This is a genomic window from Fastidiosipila sp. (assembly GCA_012511175.1).
Classification (GTDB): domain Bacteria; phylum Bacillota; class Clostridia; order Saccharofermentanales; family DTU023; genus UBA4923.
On record JAAZGO010000024.1, the window covers coordinates 32499 to 50475 of the forward strand.

At 51.7% G+C, this 17977-nt stretch carries 14 protein-coding genes; 5 read left to right on the forward strand and 9 right to left on the reverse strand.

Annotation, left to right across the window (positions count from 1 at the left end; all coding sequences use genetic code 11):
- Positions 1 to 17: 17 nt before the first annotated feature.
- From GX839_04745 to gcvT, 8 genes are all read right to left on the reverse strand, one after another.
- Entirely contained in the window at positions 18 to 1358 is a 1341-nt protein-coding gene (locus GX839_04745; protein NLB04766.1) for an amidohydrolase, read from the reverse strand.
- Positions 1359 to 1441: 83 nt separating this feature from the next.
- Positions 1442 to 2542, reverse strand: a complete 1101-nt coding sequence (locus GX839_04750) for an FAD-binding oxidoreductase (GenBank protein NLB04767.1) — start codon at positions 2540 to 2542, stop codon at positions 1442 to 1444.
- Positions 2543 to 2643: 101 nt separating this feature from the next.
- On the reverse strand, positions 2644 to 3603 hold the full coding sequence (locus GX839_04755) for a methenyltetrahydromethanopterin cyclohydrolase (protein NLB04768.1): 960 nt from the start codon (positions 3601 to 3603) through the stop codon (positions 2644 to 2646).
- Positions 3604 to 3785: 182 nt separating this feature from the next.
- Positions 3786 to 4715: an ABC transporter permease gene (locus GX839_04760; protein NLB04769.1), complete on the reverse strand. Its 930-nt coding sequence runs from the start codon at positions 4713 to 4715 to the stop codon at positions 3786 to 3788.
- Positions 4699 to 5790, reverse strand: coding sequence for an ABC transporter permease (locus GX839_04765; GenBank protein NLB04770.1), 1092 nt, complete (start codon positions 5788 to 5790; stop codon positions 4699 to 4701). The genes GX839_04760 and GX839_04765 overlap by 17 nt, the downstream gene beginning before the upstream one ends.
- Before the next feature lie 76 nt (positions 5791 to 5866).
- Positions 5867 to 6943 (reverse strand): BMP family ABC transporter substrate-binding protein, encoded by a 1077-nt coding sequence (locus GX839_04770; protein NLB04771.1) that lies wholly within the window; start codon positions 6941 to 6943, stop codon positions 5867 to 5869.
- A 1-nt stretch (position 6944) separates the two neighbouring features.
- Positions 6945 to 8471 (reverse strand): ABC transporter ATP-binding protein, encoded by a 1527-nt coding sequence (locus GX839_04775; GenBank protein ID NLB04772.1) that lies wholly within the window; start codon positions 8469 to 8471, stop codon positions 6945 to 6947.
- Positions 8472 to 8942: 471 nt separating this feature from the next.
- The gene (gcvT, locus tag GX839_04780) at positions 8943 to 10079 is read right to left on the reverse strand and encodes a glycine cleavage system aminomethyltransferase GcvT (GenBank protein ID NLB04773.1); all 1137 of its coding nucleotides are present in this window, start codon (positions 10077 to 10079) and stop codon (positions 8943 to 8945) included.
- Positions 10080 to 10287: 208 nt separating this feature from the next.
- On the opposite strand from gcvT, the gene GX839_04785 reads away from it, so the two are divergent.
- From GX839_04785 to GX839_04805, 5 genes are all read left to right on the forward strand, one after another.
- A complete protein-coding gene (locus tag GX839_04785; protein NLB04774.1) occupies positions 10288 to 11433 on the forward strand; it encodes an FAD-binding oxidoreductase in 1146 nt (381 codons plus the stop codon).
- A gap of 376 nt (positions 11434 to 11809) precedes the next feature.
- Complete coding sequence (locus GX839_04790) at positions 11810 to 12484, forward strand: UbiX family flavin prenyltransferase (GenBank protein ID NLB04775.1); 675 nt, start codon at positions 11810 to 11812, stop codon at positions 12482 to 12484.
- A complete protein-coding gene (locus tag GX839_04795) occupies positions 12471 to 13808 on the forward strand; it encodes a UbiD family decarboxylase (protein NLB04776.1) in 1338 nt (445 codons plus the stop codon). Before GX839_04790 ends, GX839_04795 begins: the two co-directional genes overlap by 14 nt.
- A gap of 127 nt (positions 13809 to 13935) precedes the next feature.
- Positions 13936 to 15399, forward strand: coding sequence for an aldehyde dehydrogenase (locus tag GX839_04800; protein NLB04777.1), 1464 nt, complete (start codon positions 13936 to 13938; stop codon positions 15397 to 15399).
- A 141-nt stretch (positions 15400 to 15540) separates the two neighbouring features.
- A complete protein-coding gene (locus GX839_04805) occupies positions 15541 to 16638 on the forward strand; it encodes an iron-containing alcohol dehydrogenase (protein NLB04778.1) in 1098 nt (365 codons plus the stop codon).
- Between the two features lie 120 nt (positions 16639 to 16758).
- Here the strand turns inward: GX839_04805 and GX839_04810 are convergent, their stop codons facing one another.
- A complete protein-coding gene (locus GX839_04810) occupies positions 16759 to 17967 on the reverse strand; it encodes a YgeY family selenium metabolism-linked hydrolase (GenBank protein ID NLB04779.1) in 1209 nt (402 codons plus the stop codon).
- Between the last annotated feature and the right edge of the window lie 10 nt (positions 17968 to 17977).

Sequence of the window (17977 nt, forward strand, 5' to 3'; positions counted from 1 at the left end):
CACGATTGCTGCTGGTGTTAAAATTCAGCTACGAGCGCTTCGCCTGTCAGTGACTCCTGTTTTTCCAACGCCAGCTCAAACCCTTGTCGGACGAGAGCCGGTTCGTCGACTGTCAGGATGCGCGTATCTTTCATTAGAAATCTTCCGTTCACCATAACATCCCGCACATCACATGATTTCCCGCAATAAACGATTTGTTGCACCACGTCATGTAGCGGACCGAAATGAACCTGTCCGGGATCAATGATCACCAGATCGGCCAACTTGCCAGATCGGAGAATACCTGCATTCAAGCCGAGAATCTCTGCCGGGGTTTCCGTCGCCATGCGAAAAACATCCTGTGCGGATATGACAGAGGGATCCTCGTAACGCAACTTTTGCAGCATCAGTCCAACACGCATGTCTTCAAAAAGGTCAAGCAAATCGTTTGACGCTGCCCCGTCGGTGGAAACAGCCACCTTGAGGCCAAGACGCAGGTAATCAACGATCGGGGCAATTCCGCTGCCAAGCTTGCCGTTGCTCTTCGGATTGTAGCAAATTGATACACCGCGGGATTGCGCAATACGATGCTCTTCCTCAGTAAAGTGAATGGCATGGATGGCACAAACCGGTGCTTTCAGAAATTGGATGGATTCCAAATATTCAAGCGGTGTCATACCGGTGGAACGCAGTGAATCTTCAACTTCCCATTTTGTCTCTGAAACGTGGATGAACAAAGGCATATTTTTTTCAACAGCCAGGTCGCGAAGCCAAAGGAGAAACTCTTTAGTGCAGGCAAAGGGGGTTGACGGCGCGATGGCTACACGGAGTAAATCCTTGCGGTCCCACAGGTCAACCGTGCGGAGAATCCGTTCCTTTCTTACATCGTCCGGTACCATGAGCGGTTCTGGCACCCACCGGTTGACTGCTTGTATGGCGCCGACTCCGCGGGTGCCAAGATCATGCCAAGCTTGAAAGACACTGTCAGACAAAATATCCATGTCAACAAAGGTGGTAATGCCAGCGTGAAGCATCTCCATTGCACCCAGAATTGCGTAGGCATAGCTCATCCGGTAATCGCCGTCTCTTTCGCTGGCATGAATGATGGAACTGAATGGAAAAGTCACTTCTTCACACCAAGGTTTCAGTGTCAGCGTGTCACCCCAGCCCTTCAGCACACTTTGATAAAGATGGGTATGAAGATTGATGAGACCCGGCATCACAATCCTGCCCTGGCAATCGATCACTTCATCGGCGCTTTTCTCCGGAATCCCCCCGTCAATGGCAGTAATCTGAGATCCATGCACCAACAGATCCATACCGCACCTTACCGTCTCCGCATCCTGGATCAGATGCCCGATATTTTTAAGTAAAATCACTGACAAATACCTCCTTGTCTCAATCGTGGCTGAAGGCCGTCACCCGCCATCCGCTAATCGGAAGGCATTGGATTGACGCGTCTTCATTTCAGACATTTCAAAATATCTTCAGCAGCCATTTTCCCCACGGCAGGAGCCGTTGAAAAAGCTCCTTTGAATCCTGCGACAGTGAAGAAATTTGCGACTTTTCCATCAAGACCGTAGCATGGTTTCCCGTCGTCTGTATAGGGTGTGACGCACGCCCACGTCCTGACAGCTTCAAGACCCGCCAGATCCGGGAAATACCGAATGGCATTTGCTGTCATCCGGGAAATCCCTTCCAATGTCACATCGCGGCTGTCTGGTTCGCTCGGTTCAGTGGCTTGAGCAAGCAGCACGGTTCCATCCTTCGACTGAATCAGTGCAAGTCCGATGTGACAGGCGGGAGGTTCAACTGCAGCATCGGGGAATAAAAATCCACCGCCAACCACCGGCCCCCGGATAAGAGGCTCGATGGATTGGGTCACCAGGGCCGATCCCCGGTGGTGCTTCAGCGGAATTGCGACATCTGCCAAGGCAGCTACTTGCTTTGCCCAACCGCCTGCCGCGTTGATCACGAAATCTGCTTCCAGTTCGCCCTGGGTCGTTTCAACCCTGACAATCCGTGAGTGGTTTTTCTTGAATCCCGTCACCCGGGTACGGGTCATCACCTGTACCCCCTGCTGCCTCGCCCTGTCAAGAAAGGCAAGGGTTACCTTAAGCGGATTTAATTTTCCTTCGATCGGGCAGTAAAGAAACCCCTTTATGAAATCCGCACAAAGATTTGGCTCCTGCTCATTGACGCGGTCACCTTGCAGGAATTCAGCCTGCACACCCAGCGCATTCAGCCGTTCGAGAAGTCCGGGCACCTTATGAACTTGATCGTCATGAAGTAAAACAACGCCACCCCCCGACTGCTCGTATTCGACATCAACCTCGGACTGCATTTCCTTGTACAGTCGAAGAGATTCCATGGCAAGCGGCATATGCCAGTCCTGTGTCCGGTCAAGGATGGAGAGCTGCCCCAGATTGGCACCTGAAGCACCTGAAGCAAGGTCATATTGCTCGATGATTGCAATGGGACTGTCGGTCTGCTGGGATAAGTAATAAGAAACAGCTGCACCGAGCACCCCGCTCCCGATGACAACAATTCTTCGGTTCTTCATCAGTGACTCCTGTAGGAGGGGATGCCGGCCGTCCATTCTGCGATGAAACGGCCGCACATCCCCTTGAATCCGTAAAGAGAGGTATACGGAACAGCGAGTGATTAGAAAAAGGATCTCGCCAACATATCTTCACGCAACTGACCCGCCTTGAATGTACGACCGGTCTTGAAGTTGGTGATTTCGTAGTAGGCTACGGTATGAATACTCTTATCTACCAGATGGAAATCTCTTTGACCTTCCTCAAACAGGTCATTAAAATGCTCACCGAAACGGGGTGAAACGCTGAAGGGTGCGATTTCGAGGAATGATTCAATGTCACTGTCTTCGCAGTCCACAAGATAACGCACCGTGCAGCCGTACATCAAAGCTGTATTCACTCTGTCCATGGCGTCAAATTCATCCCGGGTCGGGGGAGGGATCGGGCTGGTGCCCATGCCGCTGATTACCGATTCGAGCGGAAACTCCTTTTTGAACATACAGAACATGGAAGCTTCCACCGAACGGGAGCAAACCTGAATCGCACCGGCCAAGCTGCCCGTCGTCGCCGCCAGAATGTAGACATTCTCGGGACTCAAGCCACACTTCTTGGCAACATCCTCGGCCATGGCTTCATCCGGCAATACGGTTGTTTGCGCGGCAAGCACTGTTTCGTGATGAATGTCCTGATAACGCCACCCCTGCGCGCCAAAATCAATTTTCGCGATGGCACGGGCAGGCCCCGATCCAATTGGAATAATCGAACCTCTTTCAAAATCTTCACCCAGTTCCCAGCCCGAGAACTGGGAGGAGAGGGTTGCCGTCTGAGGGAGATCAATATAGACATCAATGGAGGGAAGGTCAATCTCGCCGAGCTTGAAGCGCCCGAAGTCAACATGGCCCATGTCACCGATTGTTGCCTCCACGAATAATTTTCCTGCCAGATACCCGCCCCGCGCATGAATGCCCATATCAATGACGGTCGCGCCGTTTTTCAGTTGATGGACTTCACACTGCAACATTTCTGCGTTCGGGATGATTTTTTCCTTAACAATTCTCACTGCTTCCTGATTAACACTAAACATAGGTGCTCCTTCTTAATTCAAGCTTTCATTTATAACTGTCTTTTCTCTATTACCCTTCCTGCTTGTCTGTCACATCCGGCTCATCAGCCTATCACCTCCCTTTTCGACCCGGTTCGTCAAAAGACAACTCCATCGTTTCTCTCGTTCGATTATCGCACAGGCCGCTGCCTGGGTAAAAGTTCTTACCTGTTCTTAAAATATGGTTTGCCGAGGGCGGCAGGACCATGGCTTCGCTGTTTGCCGCTGCTGACCAATGCCAGTATCGCCATCACATAGGGCAGCATCAGGGCAAGGTGGCTTGAGACTCCAAGATTTAGAACCTGAACCTGATTCGAGATCGCGGAGGCAAGGCCAAAAAGCAGCGAACCGAGGAATACGCCCCGCGGTCGCAGCCGGCCAAGGCACAGCGCAGCAATCGCAATCCAGCCCCGGCCGTCCGTCATCCCCTCGGCGAAACGGCCGACCTGCGTAAGCGTCAGATAGGCACCTCCAAGGGCAGGTAGAATACAGGAGATAATAATGGCCGTGTAACGGTACCTAAACACGTTAATCCCCGCACTTTGAGCGGCGGCGGGATTTTCCCCGACGGAGCGCAAGCCCAAGCCCCGCCTGGTGCGATTAAGGAACCATGCGTAAAAGATGTAGAAAACAATAACAAGATAGACCAACACGTTCTGACCAAACAGCATACCGCCGATCACGGGGATTCTTTTCAAAAATCCCGACGGAATATCGCCCATGACACTCGGCAAGCGCGGTCTGACCGCCTTGTCCATGTTGAGCAAACGCTGTCCGAAGCTTGTAATTCCCAACAGCAACGTGTTGAACCCCAGCCCGAGAACCATTTGGCTGACACCGAAACGCATGATAATAAAACTGAGAAGCAAGCCGAACACCAGGCCGCACAGAACAGCGCCTATAACACCTACCAGAAGACTGCCGGTCGTCAAGGCAAAGAAATAGCCAAAAAAGGCGCCCCCCAGCATCATTCCCTCCAAGGCAAAATTATAAACACCACTATGTTGCGCCACCATGCCACCCAGGGCAGCAAACATGTAAGGGGTGGACATGCGCACGGCCATGCTCAGCGTGGTATTAAGTAACGAAATCATGCATTATTCTCCTTGTAGCCACTTTACTGTTGATCTTGTCGACGAAATATTTACTGGTAATCACAGTTACGATCACGGTGCCTTGCATAATGAAAAGAATAGGTGTCGGAACGCCAACGCCGCGCTGCATACTGGCCGTTCCCGTGCGTAGCGCGGCAAACAGAAGTGTCGTGAGGAAAATTCCGACAGGATTATACTGACCCATAACAGCGATTCCTATCCCGTCAAAACCAAACCCGGCTGTGAGACCTTCCATCATCTTGTGCTGATTGCCCATCAACTCCAGCGAACCTCCGAGTCCGCCCAGAGCTCCGCTGATAAGGATGACAGCAATCAGTGCACGCCGTTGCCTCACTCCCGCGTAAAGTGCTGCTTTTTCGTTGGCGCCGGAAAGCCGCATTTCAAAGCCAAGGGTCGTTCGGCTTTGCAAAAACCAGATGAGAACCAGGGCGGCGATCGCAACAAATACCCCTAAGTGCAACCTCGAACCGTGAAGTATGACGGGGAGCCTGGCCGTAGACGGTATAAGAGGAGTCTGCTCCATATTGCTTTCAGGATTTTTAAGTGGTCCATGCAACAGCAAGGAAAGCAGAAACTGCATCACATAGTTCAGCATCATGGTCGTAAGTAGTTCATTGGCGTTGAAATAGATGCGCAGAAGGCCGGCAATGGAAGCCCAGACGGCACCGCCCAGCAATCCTACAAGCAGGGTCAGCCCGATGGCTATGCCCGACGGCACAGATCCCATCCTCAATGCCACGAGCACTGCACACAGGGCACCCGCGCCGAACTGCCCCTCGGCTCCAATATTCATGAAACCGGATTTCATTGCAATCGAAAAAGCCAGGGCGCTGCAAAGCAGCGGCGTAAACTTATTGATCGTCTCCCCAAAACCGTAAACATTACCGAACGCACCGGCAAGAAAGTGGCGATAAGCATCACCGGGATTGATTCCCATCAGCGCGATAATTACGCCCCCGATCACAGCAGCAAGGAGTATTGCGAAAAAGGCGATGCCACCGGTAATAATCAAATTGCTCCGCTTTTGCAGGCTCGTCTTAAGCGTCAGATTCATCAGTAGTTCTCCTACCTACAGGCAAGCCCGGCCGGTAACACCTACCGGCCGGGCACCGTTCAAAAGCATCGTGCGTTTATGAATACAAGTCATCTTTCACGATCTTCCCGGCAATGATGTCAGCCCTGATCTGGTCAATCTTTTCAAAGACTGCCGGATCAACCTTATCTTTGATGTCGGGGTTGATTATGAAGTCCTCAATTCCTTCTTTGAGTCCCATCACCATCACTTCGGTGGAGGGCGCCAATGTTCCTTCAACATAGCCATCAATGATGACACGCAACATGTCGCTCGGCTGCAGCATGGCACTTCCGATGACGTAGTCAGGTGACCAGTCATTACGATTGACGATGGCACTGACAGCGAAAATTCCATTTTCAATGCAGTAATCCATGACTGTTTCATTGGTGTCGCCAGAATTGCAGAAGATGACGTCACATCCCTGGTCAACCAGGCTGATCGCCATCTCCTTGCCAATCGCCAAGTCACTGAAACTGCCCGTGGCAACGTGAATGAGTTCGACGTCGGGATCGTGGGCCCTGGCGCCGCTTCCCCAAGCAGCAACCATGAGTAATGCCGAATCGGAGTCGGTCGAGAAGGTGATCAGGCCGATCTTTTTCGATTCGGTCACACCCCCGGCCATGACGCCCGCCAGGTAGATGTGTTGCCAGTTATCGCCTGTTATGGCGTACATGTTACCCGTTTCAGCGGCAACATAACCATTGATGCAACCGAAGGTTACGTCGGGGAACTCGGTTGCGATAACCGCCATTTCCTCTGCATGATACTGCTCATTTGAAATGACAAATTCGTATCCGCTCGCTGCGTAGTTACGCAGGACATCAGCCACCTCAGTTCCTTTGACATCTTCCTGGTAGCTTAACTCGAAACCGTGCTTGGCCGCCAGTTCATTGACGGCCGCAAAGCCATTCTCATTCCATCCGCCGTCGGTCAGGGAGCTTTCACAAATCCATGCCATTTTTCTCAGCGGTGGCGCCTCCGTTGGTTTTGCAGTCTCTACCTTGCCCGGTTCTGTTGGTCCCTCCGAAGGCGGTTCGGTGGGCGTTTCCGTCGGACCGGGGCCGCAACCGACCAGCAGTGCCATCACAACAAGTATGGCGAAGACAATGCTCAGCGTTTTCTTTAATCTCATGTCAGACTCCTTTCATCTCTCCATTTTGTATTTCAGGTCGTATTCCGGTCATCATCAGGCCGATATCCGATACCGGTGTGGTGACTGGATCGACTTCATCCATAATCTGTCCCTTGTACAGGACAAGCAGGCGGTCAGATAGATTTCTTACTTCCTCCAGATCGGTCGAAATCAAGAGAATGGCTGCTCCGCGGTCACGTTCTTCGATAATCTTGTCGAACACGAAGGAACACGCACCGATATCCAGGCCCCAGGTAGGTTGTACGATCAGAAGGATGTCAGGTTCTTTCAACATCTCGCGTGCAAGAATCAGTTTTTGCTGATTCCCCCCCGAGAGATTCCTGGCCGGAATTGTCGTTCCCGGTGCCTTAATTCGAAAATCGTCAATATAACCCTTCGTCTTGCTCCTCATCTTGCCAAGGTTTAAAATGCCTCTTTTTGAACAGGGCGGCTGGTAATACTCTGTCAGGGTCGCATTTTCAAAAAGCTTGAAATCAAGAACCAAACCTTCTCCCCGGCGATCCGCAGGTATGTAGGCAAGTCCAAGGTTGTGTCTGGAACGGGCTCCGTCGCGCGTTACATCTTTGCCGTTGATCCGGATGGAACCCTCCTGAGGAGACGCAACGCCCGAGATGATCCGGGCAAGCTCGCTTTGACCATTGCCATCAACGCCTGCAATGCCGACAATTTCACCACTTCGTACGCTGAAACTAATTCCTCTTAAACTGCTGGAGTGCGTGTCGCCTTCCGCCTTCACATTGTCAATTTCGATGCGGACATCGCCCGGCGTACGGGGTGCTTTGACACAGGTCAGACAAACTTCACGGCCAACCATCAGGGAAGTCAGTACCGCCGGTGAGCATTCGTCGCGGTCAAGTGTCGCGATCAACTCACCGTCGCGCAAAACGGAGATCCGGTCAGAGATACTCATCACCTCGTCCATCTTATGGCTGATGAACAAGATGGTGCACCCCTCTTCCTTGAGTTTTCTGAGGGTAACAAAAAGATCCTCACTCTCCTGTGGTGTCAGAACCGATGTCGGTTCATCCAGCACAAGGAGACGGGACCCCCGGTAAATTGCCTTCATGATCTCCACTTTTTGCTGGACACCAATCGGCAAGTCCATTACCCGCTTGTCGGGGTAAATCTCCATATGAAGGCGGGAGGCCACCTCCTGTATGTCTTCAATGATTTTTTCGACCGGCAGTGTAATGGATTTTTTCATATCCTGCCCCAAGGCCATGTTTTCCCAAACGGTAAAATTGGGTATCAACATGAAATGCTGGTGGATCATACCGATTCCCAAATCCATTGCATCATTGGGAGACAGGATCTCAACCGGTTCCCCATCAAGGACTATTTGTCCTTCATCTGCCCGATAGAGGCCGTAAAGAATGTTCATCAAGGTTGATTTGCCTGCACCATTCTCGCCCAAAAGGGTGTGAATTTCTCCCCGGCGTATATCCAAATTGATATTCTTGTTCGCGATCACATTTGGAAAATACTTCGTGATATTTTCAAACCTCAAAATGACATCGTGTTCCAATTTTCACCTCGATTTGTGCTGAAATAACCGGCTTCTGAATGTGAAGCCGGCCATCTGTCGTACCCATAAGAGATCCGCCGGCGCAGGTGAAAACCATTTGTTATCGCCGGACCGCCCTTGCCTCCTTGTGATTATGCCTGTTTTCGTGAGTGGATTTGGTCTGATGAAGGAATACCCGCTGGAATACTCCACGCATCCTGGGACGTCGCAATTGATTAAGATAGTTTCTGCAATTTTCAGGCTTATCGTCCTCATCACTATCCCAGGCACATTTGCCTTCTGCTACACGCGAATGGACACCTGCTGAACATTATGGCTATTCTGCCGTTTTTTGGGCAATGTGTCAAATACGGTTTAAATCTGAAAAGAGATATCATGACAAACAACGGGTTCCATTGCATCCGGCGCCGAATCCGTATTTCATAGGCCCCGCCCTCGATGCAGCTGTTTGTGTTAATCCGCGTACTTAAAGTTCACACTTTTCACAAAGGGAGGTGCAACGACCTTGAAAGGTACTCCTCGATTTCTTATCATGACCCGTACCTCTTCTTCCAACCCTACCGAATCCGCTTTGACCAATGCCAATGCGATCCCCTTTCGAAGCGTTGGGGAAAACCCGCCCGAAGTAATGAATCCGACTTCAAAGCCGCTGACGAAGACAGGATAACCTTCACGGGGGATCTCTCTTTCTTCACCAAGCAGGGCAATCAGTTCACGGGTTGTGTTCGCTTTCATTTTATTCCTGCCCCGAAATTCATGGTCAAAATCAACGGCAAAACTCATGCCGCCTTCAAGGGGGTTAATCTCCGCGGAAAGTTCATGTCCATACAGGGGAAGGCCTGCTTCGAGGCGAAGTATATCCCGCGCACCCAGTCCACAGGGAACGACGCCTTTTTTCAGGAGTTCATCCCATATCGTTGCGGCCACTTCAGCGGGGCAAAATACCTCATAGCCTCTTTCGCCTGTGTACCCTGTGCGGGAAATCATCATATTTCGCTTATGGCCGGGCACTTCCACTTGGATATGGTGAAAGACTTCAAGCGCTCTCAGGGCTTCACTGCCCTTCTCCCCAAGTCCCAAGGGCTCTGCCATGCTCAACATCACGGATAGGCTTTCAGGGCCCTGCACAGCAATCAGGGCATAGTGATCCGTCTCATCCAGTACCTCAATGCTATGTTCACGCTCCGGATAACGTTCTTTATACATCTCCATGCTTTCGGCAATATGAACCAAATCTTTTTCCTTGTTGGCTGCGTTGACGATCAACAGATAGCTTTCAGGTGCTATCGTATAGACCAGGCAGTCATCCACAACACCTCCCTCGTCATTGCAGATAATCGCATAGCTAATCAGATCCGGATCCCCTTTTGCAACCTCATGACTCAGAAGCCAGTTGAGAAATCCGCCGCTCCCCCTGCCCCGGATAAGTACTTCGCCCATGTGTGAAACATCGAACATGCCTACCTTTCCGCGTACAGCCAAGACTTCTTCAATGATTCCTTCATACTGAAGTGGCATCTCCCATCCAGCGTAATCAGTCATTCGCGCCTTGAGGGCATAATGACGGTCATTCAAAGGGGTTTTGTTCATGATCATTCCTCCTCATCCTTGGTTATTCATACCAAATATGTGACCAAGCATTCATTGTATTTATAGCAAATCACCGCAAAACCGACAAGTGACCACCCTCTTTTCACTGGCCCCGTCAATTACTTGATTGCCGCGGTTTGCGAGGAGCGATTCTTGATGTCTATAATGACTTGAGCCTGGTCCACGCCAGGTATTGGGGAAGCGAAAAATGAAGTCGGATATCGTGGTGATCGGTGGCGGTATTCTGGGTGCCACAGCTGCCTGGTCGCTTTCAAAAGAAGGCCACCGAGTTGTGATCCTGGAAAAAGGCGATCTGGTGTCAGGTGCCTCCGGGGGCAATTTGGGAAAACTCTCGGTCATGGAAAGGCAGGAAGACTGGCATATTCCGTTGGCACTGGAATCACTGGAACAATACGAGGAACTGAATAAGAGCACTGACATCGAATACTGCAACTGCGGGGGTACCATGCTGCTCCAATCACCGGCACTCTTCCTTGCTGCGCAGCAAATGAAAGAAGCGATGGATCGGGCGGGGGTGCCTTTGGAATTTTCTAAGGGGGAGTCAGCGCTGAGACATGAACCGAATTTGAACCTGCAAAGCATCTATGCCACGGTATTTTGTCCTTTGGAGAGTGTTCTTAACCCCATGCGCGCAACCTTGGCCTTTCTTGAACTTGCCAAGCAGCATGGGGCAACGGTACACACACATGCCAAAGTGGAAGGCTTTGAGATGTCCGGAAATACCATTCGCACTGTTAGGTCAACGGCCGGCTGTTTTCCTGCCGATGTCGTTGTGAACGCAGCTGGATCCTGGGCTGGTCCATTGTGCAGGAAGCTGGACATTCATATTCCGGTTGGGCATCACCGGGCAATGGCCTGTGTGACTGAGCCAATCGCTCCCTGTATCAGGACGGCGGTCCTGGACGGAAGTTTCTTGTCGCCGTCGACTGTTGCCGGAGACGTTTGCAGGATTACGATCGGAGTCGCACAGACTGCGCACGGCAGTCTGGTCATATCACGCGCCGCGGAGGAAGCAGACCTGGAAAACAAAGATGTATCTCTCGAGGGTTTGCGTAGGATGATACAGAATTTTCTACACTATTTCCCTTCACTTCATGCCATCGAAATCGTCCGGGCGTGGGCATGCGTGACCCCCCAGACTCTCGATGACCTGCCCGTATTTGGTTTCAGTGAGAAAGTACCCAATTTTTTTATTATTGCCGGGTTCAAAGGTGCATTTGGCACAGCCCCCGCCATTGGAAGAAAGGTTGCCCGAGCCATTGGAGACGGGTTGATCTGGGAAGGAGGCCTTTTTTCCCCGGATCGCCTGCGGGCCAATTCGCCAATCAGCTGATCTCACGACGTGAGATGACGAGGCAGGAAATGTATGGTTGCCGCCGATACCGATAATCTCTCCGGAAACTGTTTTGACGAGCACCTTGACCCGCCTGTGATCCAGCCCTCGTTTTTCCACCTTTTCAATGAATCACCTCACCGGTCATAGGCATATTTCCGGTTCTTGCACCTCCGTGTGGTGTGGTATATACTGACGGCGTGGCGCGGTGATCCCGGCTGCGTGGGTTGCGGTTCCTCGGGCAAATCGGAAAATGGTTGCCACTTACCAGTTATAGGGAGTTTGTTGAACCTTTCACAAAGGTTAAGCGCAACTCCCTTTTGTCTTTTAATCGGGACTTTGCCTGGCCGGCTGCCACCTTCACGAAAGGATCGATATGGGACTTTACGTTATCGGTATTACTGGAGCATCGGGAACAGTCTATGCAAAGTCGCTGTTACTCGAACTCCTCTGCATGAACCACAACATTGACTTGATCATCTCAAGGGCTGGTTTGATTGTCGCCAATGAAGAGCTGGGCTGGCAAATACCTGAAAGCGAGGCTCAGGCATCGGTTTATTTCAGGGATCTTTTTCATGACCTTGCCGAGAAGGATAAAGGGCTGGTTGGACGAAAGCTGGGCAGAATCAACTATTATCATGACGATCATATCGCTGCACCTCCGGCCAGCGGCTCTTACCTGTCGGATGGAATGATTATCGTACCATGCTCCATGGGTGCTGCATCAGCTGTCGCGTCCGCCAGATCCGCAACCCTCTTGGAGAGAGCGGCGGACGTTGCGTTGAAGGAACATCGCCGGCTGGTCATCATTCCCCGCGAATCTCCAATGAGTGCCATCCACTTGAGAAATCTTCTGACTTTGGCACAACTGGGCGTGCATGTCGTGCCGGCTTGCCCTTCCTTTTACCAGCAGCCCCGGTCACTTGACGATATGGTTGAGTATTTCACCTTGCGGACACTTGACCAAGTTGGAATTCATCAGGAGTCTGATCAGCGGTGGTCCCAGGCACAATCACCTGACAGGAAAGGATTCGAAAATGACGAAAATTAATGATCTGCGGACTTTTATTGAAGTATTGCAGCAAAACAACCGGATCGCCTTTATTGAAAAGGAAGTTGACTGGGATTCTGAGCTGGGGTCCGTATTGTCAACCCTGGAGCGATCGGGGGGGCGGGCCGGCTATTTTAAGCAGGTTAAGGGCAGCACCTTTCCAGTCGCAGGGGGTCTGCTGTCCTCCATGCAAAATGCAGCTCTGGCGCTTGGCTGCGAAGTTGACGAAATAACAGACTTTATTGAAGATCGTCTTACAAAACCTATCGCACCACTTCAAGTTGCAGAAGCTCCCTGCCAGGAGAATATCCTGACCGGTGACCAAATCGACCTGTTTTCATTGCCCATCCCGCGTCACGCACCGGGGGACGGGGGACGCTTCATCACGGGAGGTGTTATCTTTTCCAAGCGGCTTCGTGAGCCCTCCCGCCAGAACCTGTCATTCCAGCGTATGCATATCAAGGAGCGGGATAAGACCGGCATTATGATCAATGAGTGGCGGCACCTGCGCGATTTCTTGGACGAGGCCCAGGCGATGGGGCAAAAGCTTCCTATTTCAGTTGTTTGCGGGGCCGACCCGGTCGTTTACATTGCAGCAGGACTGCGATCCGATCTGGACGAAGTCTCTCTTGCGGGCGCACTGCGCGGTGAAGCAGTTAAAGTAGTCAAGGGTATCACCAACGATATTCTGGTGCCTGCGCTGGCCGAGTTTGTCATTGAAGGCGAAATTGACCCGGACCGCCTCGAAATGGAAGGCCCCTTGGGCGAGTTTACGGGGCATTACAGCGAGCCATGGAACAGTCCCGTCTTTCAGGTAACCGCCATCACGCACCGCAACGACGCCATCTACCAGACCATCAACGGCGGTTCTTTTGAACACATCAACCTGGGTAATTCCCTCCCGCGGGAACCCTTGCTCCACCAATTTACTTCTTATGTCAGTTCCGGCGTACTCGATGTCCATATACCAGCTTATGGCTGTGGCTTTCTGGTAATCGTCAAGATCAGGAAAAAGAATCCCGGCGAACCCAAGAACGTAGCCTTGGCTGCCATGACGACCTATGTCAACATTAAAAATGTCATCATTGTTGACGAAGATATCGATATATACGACTCTTCTGACGTGTTGTGGGCCCTGTCAACCAGGGTCAAAAGTGATGAGGATATATTCTATGTGCCAAATGCCCAGGGGCACGAACTCGATCCTTCGTCGGACAAGCGGGGTGTGCAAACCAAGATGGGAATAGATGCTACCCGCGATACCGGGAGCCGTTGGCATGAACGCGTCATCTATCCGCAATTGGACCTTGCTGATTACCTCTGAACCGTGAGTTCATGACAAGGTCAGGTGCCCGCCTCTCCCGGAAGGATTCGGGAGAACGCATATCACATAAATAACAGGAAACTACGATCATGAGATCGACAAAAAGGAAAGGAACGTAGGAGTTAGCATGAGTTATGTCATCGGAGAATTTAAGAACTATGTAAAGGGAGTCTGGACGGATCCCGCGGACGGGCAGTTTCGTGAACAATTCACGACCATCGACGGAACGGCTGTTTCGAAATGTGCGCATTCGGGCAATTCTGACGTTGATGTCGCTGTAGCGGCCGCCAGAGAAGCGTTCGAGCTCGCAGATTGGAAAGAAAATCCGAGAAAGCGATCCAAGGCGCTGCAACACTGGGCAGATCGAATGCGCGAAAATGTTAAGGAATTGGCAACTTTGCTCAGCTGGCAGGTTGGGAAACCCTACAAAGAGTCTTTCGGCGAAATGATGGGTGCGATCGGCTACATGGAATACTATGCCTCGGCAGCCCGCACAATCTACGGCTCCAATATGTCGGTTGATGATGTGACCTTGTCCATCATGCTCCGTGAGCCCGTGGGTGTTATCGGTGTCATCGTTCCCTGGAACTATCCCATCACCCTCCTCATGCGCGATATGGCCCCCGCACTGGCAGCCGGCAATACGTGTGTCGTCAAACCTGCCGGACAAACTGCGGGCATCACCATGCGGGTCATCGCCTTGCTGGATCAAGTCGAAGAATTTCCTCCTGGAGTGGTCAATGCTGTTTCGGGTCCCGGTTCGATCGTCGGCGATGTGCTGACCGGCCACCCTGATGTTGACATGATCAACTTTACAGGCAGTGTCGATGTCGGCAAAACAATTATGCGTGCATGTTCCTCAACCATGAAAAAGGTTTCACTCGAACTTGGCGGGAAGTCAGCGAGCATCATTTTCTCCGACGCGGATCTTGAGAAGGCGCTACCCTACGCCTTGACCAGCATTTTCACCAATGCGGGGCAGTTGTGTACGTCAGCGTCGCGTATTCTCGTTGAAGAATCAATCGCAGAGGACTTTATCGCTCAACTGAAATCCGCGGTCGAGCAAATGCAGGTTGGCGATCCCTTTGATGCGGCAACTGCTATGGGGGCCATGAATACACCGCAGCAAATGGACACCGTCCTCAAATACATCGAGCTGGGAAAAACGCAAGGCACCCTATTAACCGGGGGCCACCGGCTTGTGGGCAATGGACTTGAAAAGGGGTGCTTTATTGCACCAACTGTATTCGTTGACCTGCCACAGGATTCCCCCCTCATTCAGGAGGAAATCTTTGGTCCTGTACTCTGCGTCAATACATTCAAAACCGAGGAGGAAGCTGTTGAAATGGCAAATGGAACTGTCTTCGGCCTCGCTTCCGGTGTATGGACTCAGGATATCAATAAAGCTGTCCGGGTCGGTAAAAAAATGAGGGCTGGAACATGCTGGATTAATTGTTACAATCGCTTGTTCAATGAGTGTGAAACGGGCGGGTATAAGCAGAGCGGTCTTGACCGAGCAGGTGGCATCGAGGGAATCAAAAAGTTTACTGAGGTAAAACATCTCTGCATCGACTACAAGGAAAACCACTAATCAGTCCTGCAACAAAGCTGCTTCAGATAGCTGAAGTGCGAACACAAATCGTTAAATTATGGAAAGGTTTCGAATAATTGAAAAATGAACAGATTTTTACTTCCAACTGAGATGATATGGGGACAGGGTGCAGTTGCTGAATTGTCCCGGTTTGTTAAAGAAAAACAGAAGGTCATGATCGTCACCGACGCCTCCCTGGTCAAACTCGGTGCAGCTGAAAAAGTAAGCAGTGTGATCAAGGATCTCAATGCCGAAGTCACCGTGTTTGATGCAATTCCGCAGAACCCGCACGCACCCGATGTTTACCATTGCCTGGATCAGGTCAAGGAAAGCGGAGCCCATCTCCTGGTTGCTTTAGGAGGAGGCAGTCCGATGGATGTTGCCAAGGTTGTTGCCATGATGGCGACAGATGGCGGCAAATTGGAAGACTACCAATGGAACTTCCGGCAGGCAACCGTCGCTCCCTTGCCCTACATTGCCATTCCTACCACGGCGGGAACGGGCTCCGAGGCTACGAAAACGGCTGTTATTGTGGATCGCGACACCAAAAAGGGCTTCGGGGGAGACGCCTTGTTTGCCAAGGCAGCTTTGTTGGATCCGGAAATGACGGTCAGCCTCCCCGCACACCTCACAGCGACAACTGGCGCTGACGCACTGACTCACGCCATTGAGGCGTACGTTGGCAGGGGGCATCACCCCTGGACCGATGCCATGGCTTTGGAGGCCATTACCTTGCTCGCCGAGTATTTGCCACTGGCCTACGCGGATGGTCATGATTTGCTTGCACGCGAAAAGGTGGCCTTGGCGGCAGCCATGGCTGGCTTGGCGATGGATCAAAGCGGCCTGGGAATCGTTCACTCCGTGAGCGGGCCGATTGCCAGCCACTATGACGTACCTCACGGTCTTTCCAACGCCGTCTTATTGGTAGAAGGCATGAAATACAATTTGCAGACAGTACCTGCCCGCTTTGCACGCGTCGCCAGGGCAATGGGGGTGGACACGACGTCCATGAGTGACCATGAAGCTGCTGAAGCCGCTGTTGATGCCGTTGACAGGATGTTCCAGAATATGAAGGTTCCGGGTGACCTCAGTGATTACTTTGAGCAATATGGAGCAAAAGAAGAGGACATCCCGAAATTTGCTGAAGAAGCATGTGCCATGTTCCTGATGCGAAACAATCCCAGGACACCTGTTCCGGAAGAAATGGAAGTCATCATCAGAAAAGCGCTTGGCTGTTGATACTGCCCGCGGCCAGCTTCAACCTGATGACAACAAAAGCCCGCCGGTGCCTTTTACGGTACCGGCGGGCTTTCTGTTTCATCTTGCATGGATAGGTGGAGGTCTGTAATACCTCGATAATTAGTCTTTTTTGGGCACGAACAGGGGCAGGGCAGCGTAGAATTGAATCGCCTTGATCAGCTCATCGACTCTCACCTGATCTTCACTTGAATGGCAGTACGCCTCCTCTCCAGGACCAAAGCCCAGGGCGGGGATGCCTTCACGGCCACAAAGATGCGTTGCATTCGTGCTGAAGTCCCACTTGGTTATTTCAGGGGCCTTTCCGAATAGACCTTCATAGGCCTTGGCTCCGGCCTGGACCAATTCGTGCTCTTCATCCAAGACCCATGAGGGGAAGTAATCAAGAGCCGTAATCTCATAACCGGAATAGGTAACAACTTGCTCCGTTGCGATTTCAGGTTTTACACCTTCAATACCCTGGGAGAAGGCCCGTGCCTCTTCCAGGAGATCCTCGGCAGTTTCGCCGCACGAAATCCGGCGGTCGCAGGTTATGATGACTTCGCCAGGGATGGTGTTCATCGAGGGTGTTTTACACTCAACATGAGTCACCTCGATGGTACCTTTACCCAGGAAAGGGTCTTCCCTGAAATCGTCAAACTCGTCAATTGCCTTGATGATCGGCAGTGATTTAATCAGCGCGTTTTCACCGCGCCAGGCTGCTGATGCATGCGCGGCTTTCCCCGGCACGCTGATGCGGATCAAGGCGCGCCCCTTATGTCCCCGCATCAGGCGCAGGTTGCTGGACTCGGCAACCAGTACGTAATCGGGCTGTATATCGGGTGATTCCTCCATCATCGCTTTGACACAGGCGCCTTCAACATCCTCTTCCGCCACTGATCCGGAGACCCAAAGGGTGAAATCTTTATCCAGCCCCAGCTCTTTCAGCGTCTTGCCGGCCCAGGTAATGCCCATTAAACAGCCCTTGTCATCAACAGCGCCGCGACCGTGAATGACACCGTCTTCGAGATGGCCCGACAGGGGAGGGAATTTCCAGGCAGCGGGGTCACCTGTTTCGACCGTGTCTATGTGGGCGTCATATAGAAGGACTGTTTTACCCTGTCCAACCCGCCCCAGCACGTTCCCAACCTTATCGATCCGCACTTCATCAAATCCATAAGTACGCATTTTATCGGCAAGAAAAGCGACCGCCTCTCCTTCGTTGTATGTCAAGCTTTCGATTGCAATGAAATCCTGTAAATCTTTCGTAATCTGATCTTGATTGCCTTCGATGCAGTTCTTGATCTTTTCCAAAACTTCTGTTTTCTCCATATTCGGGATC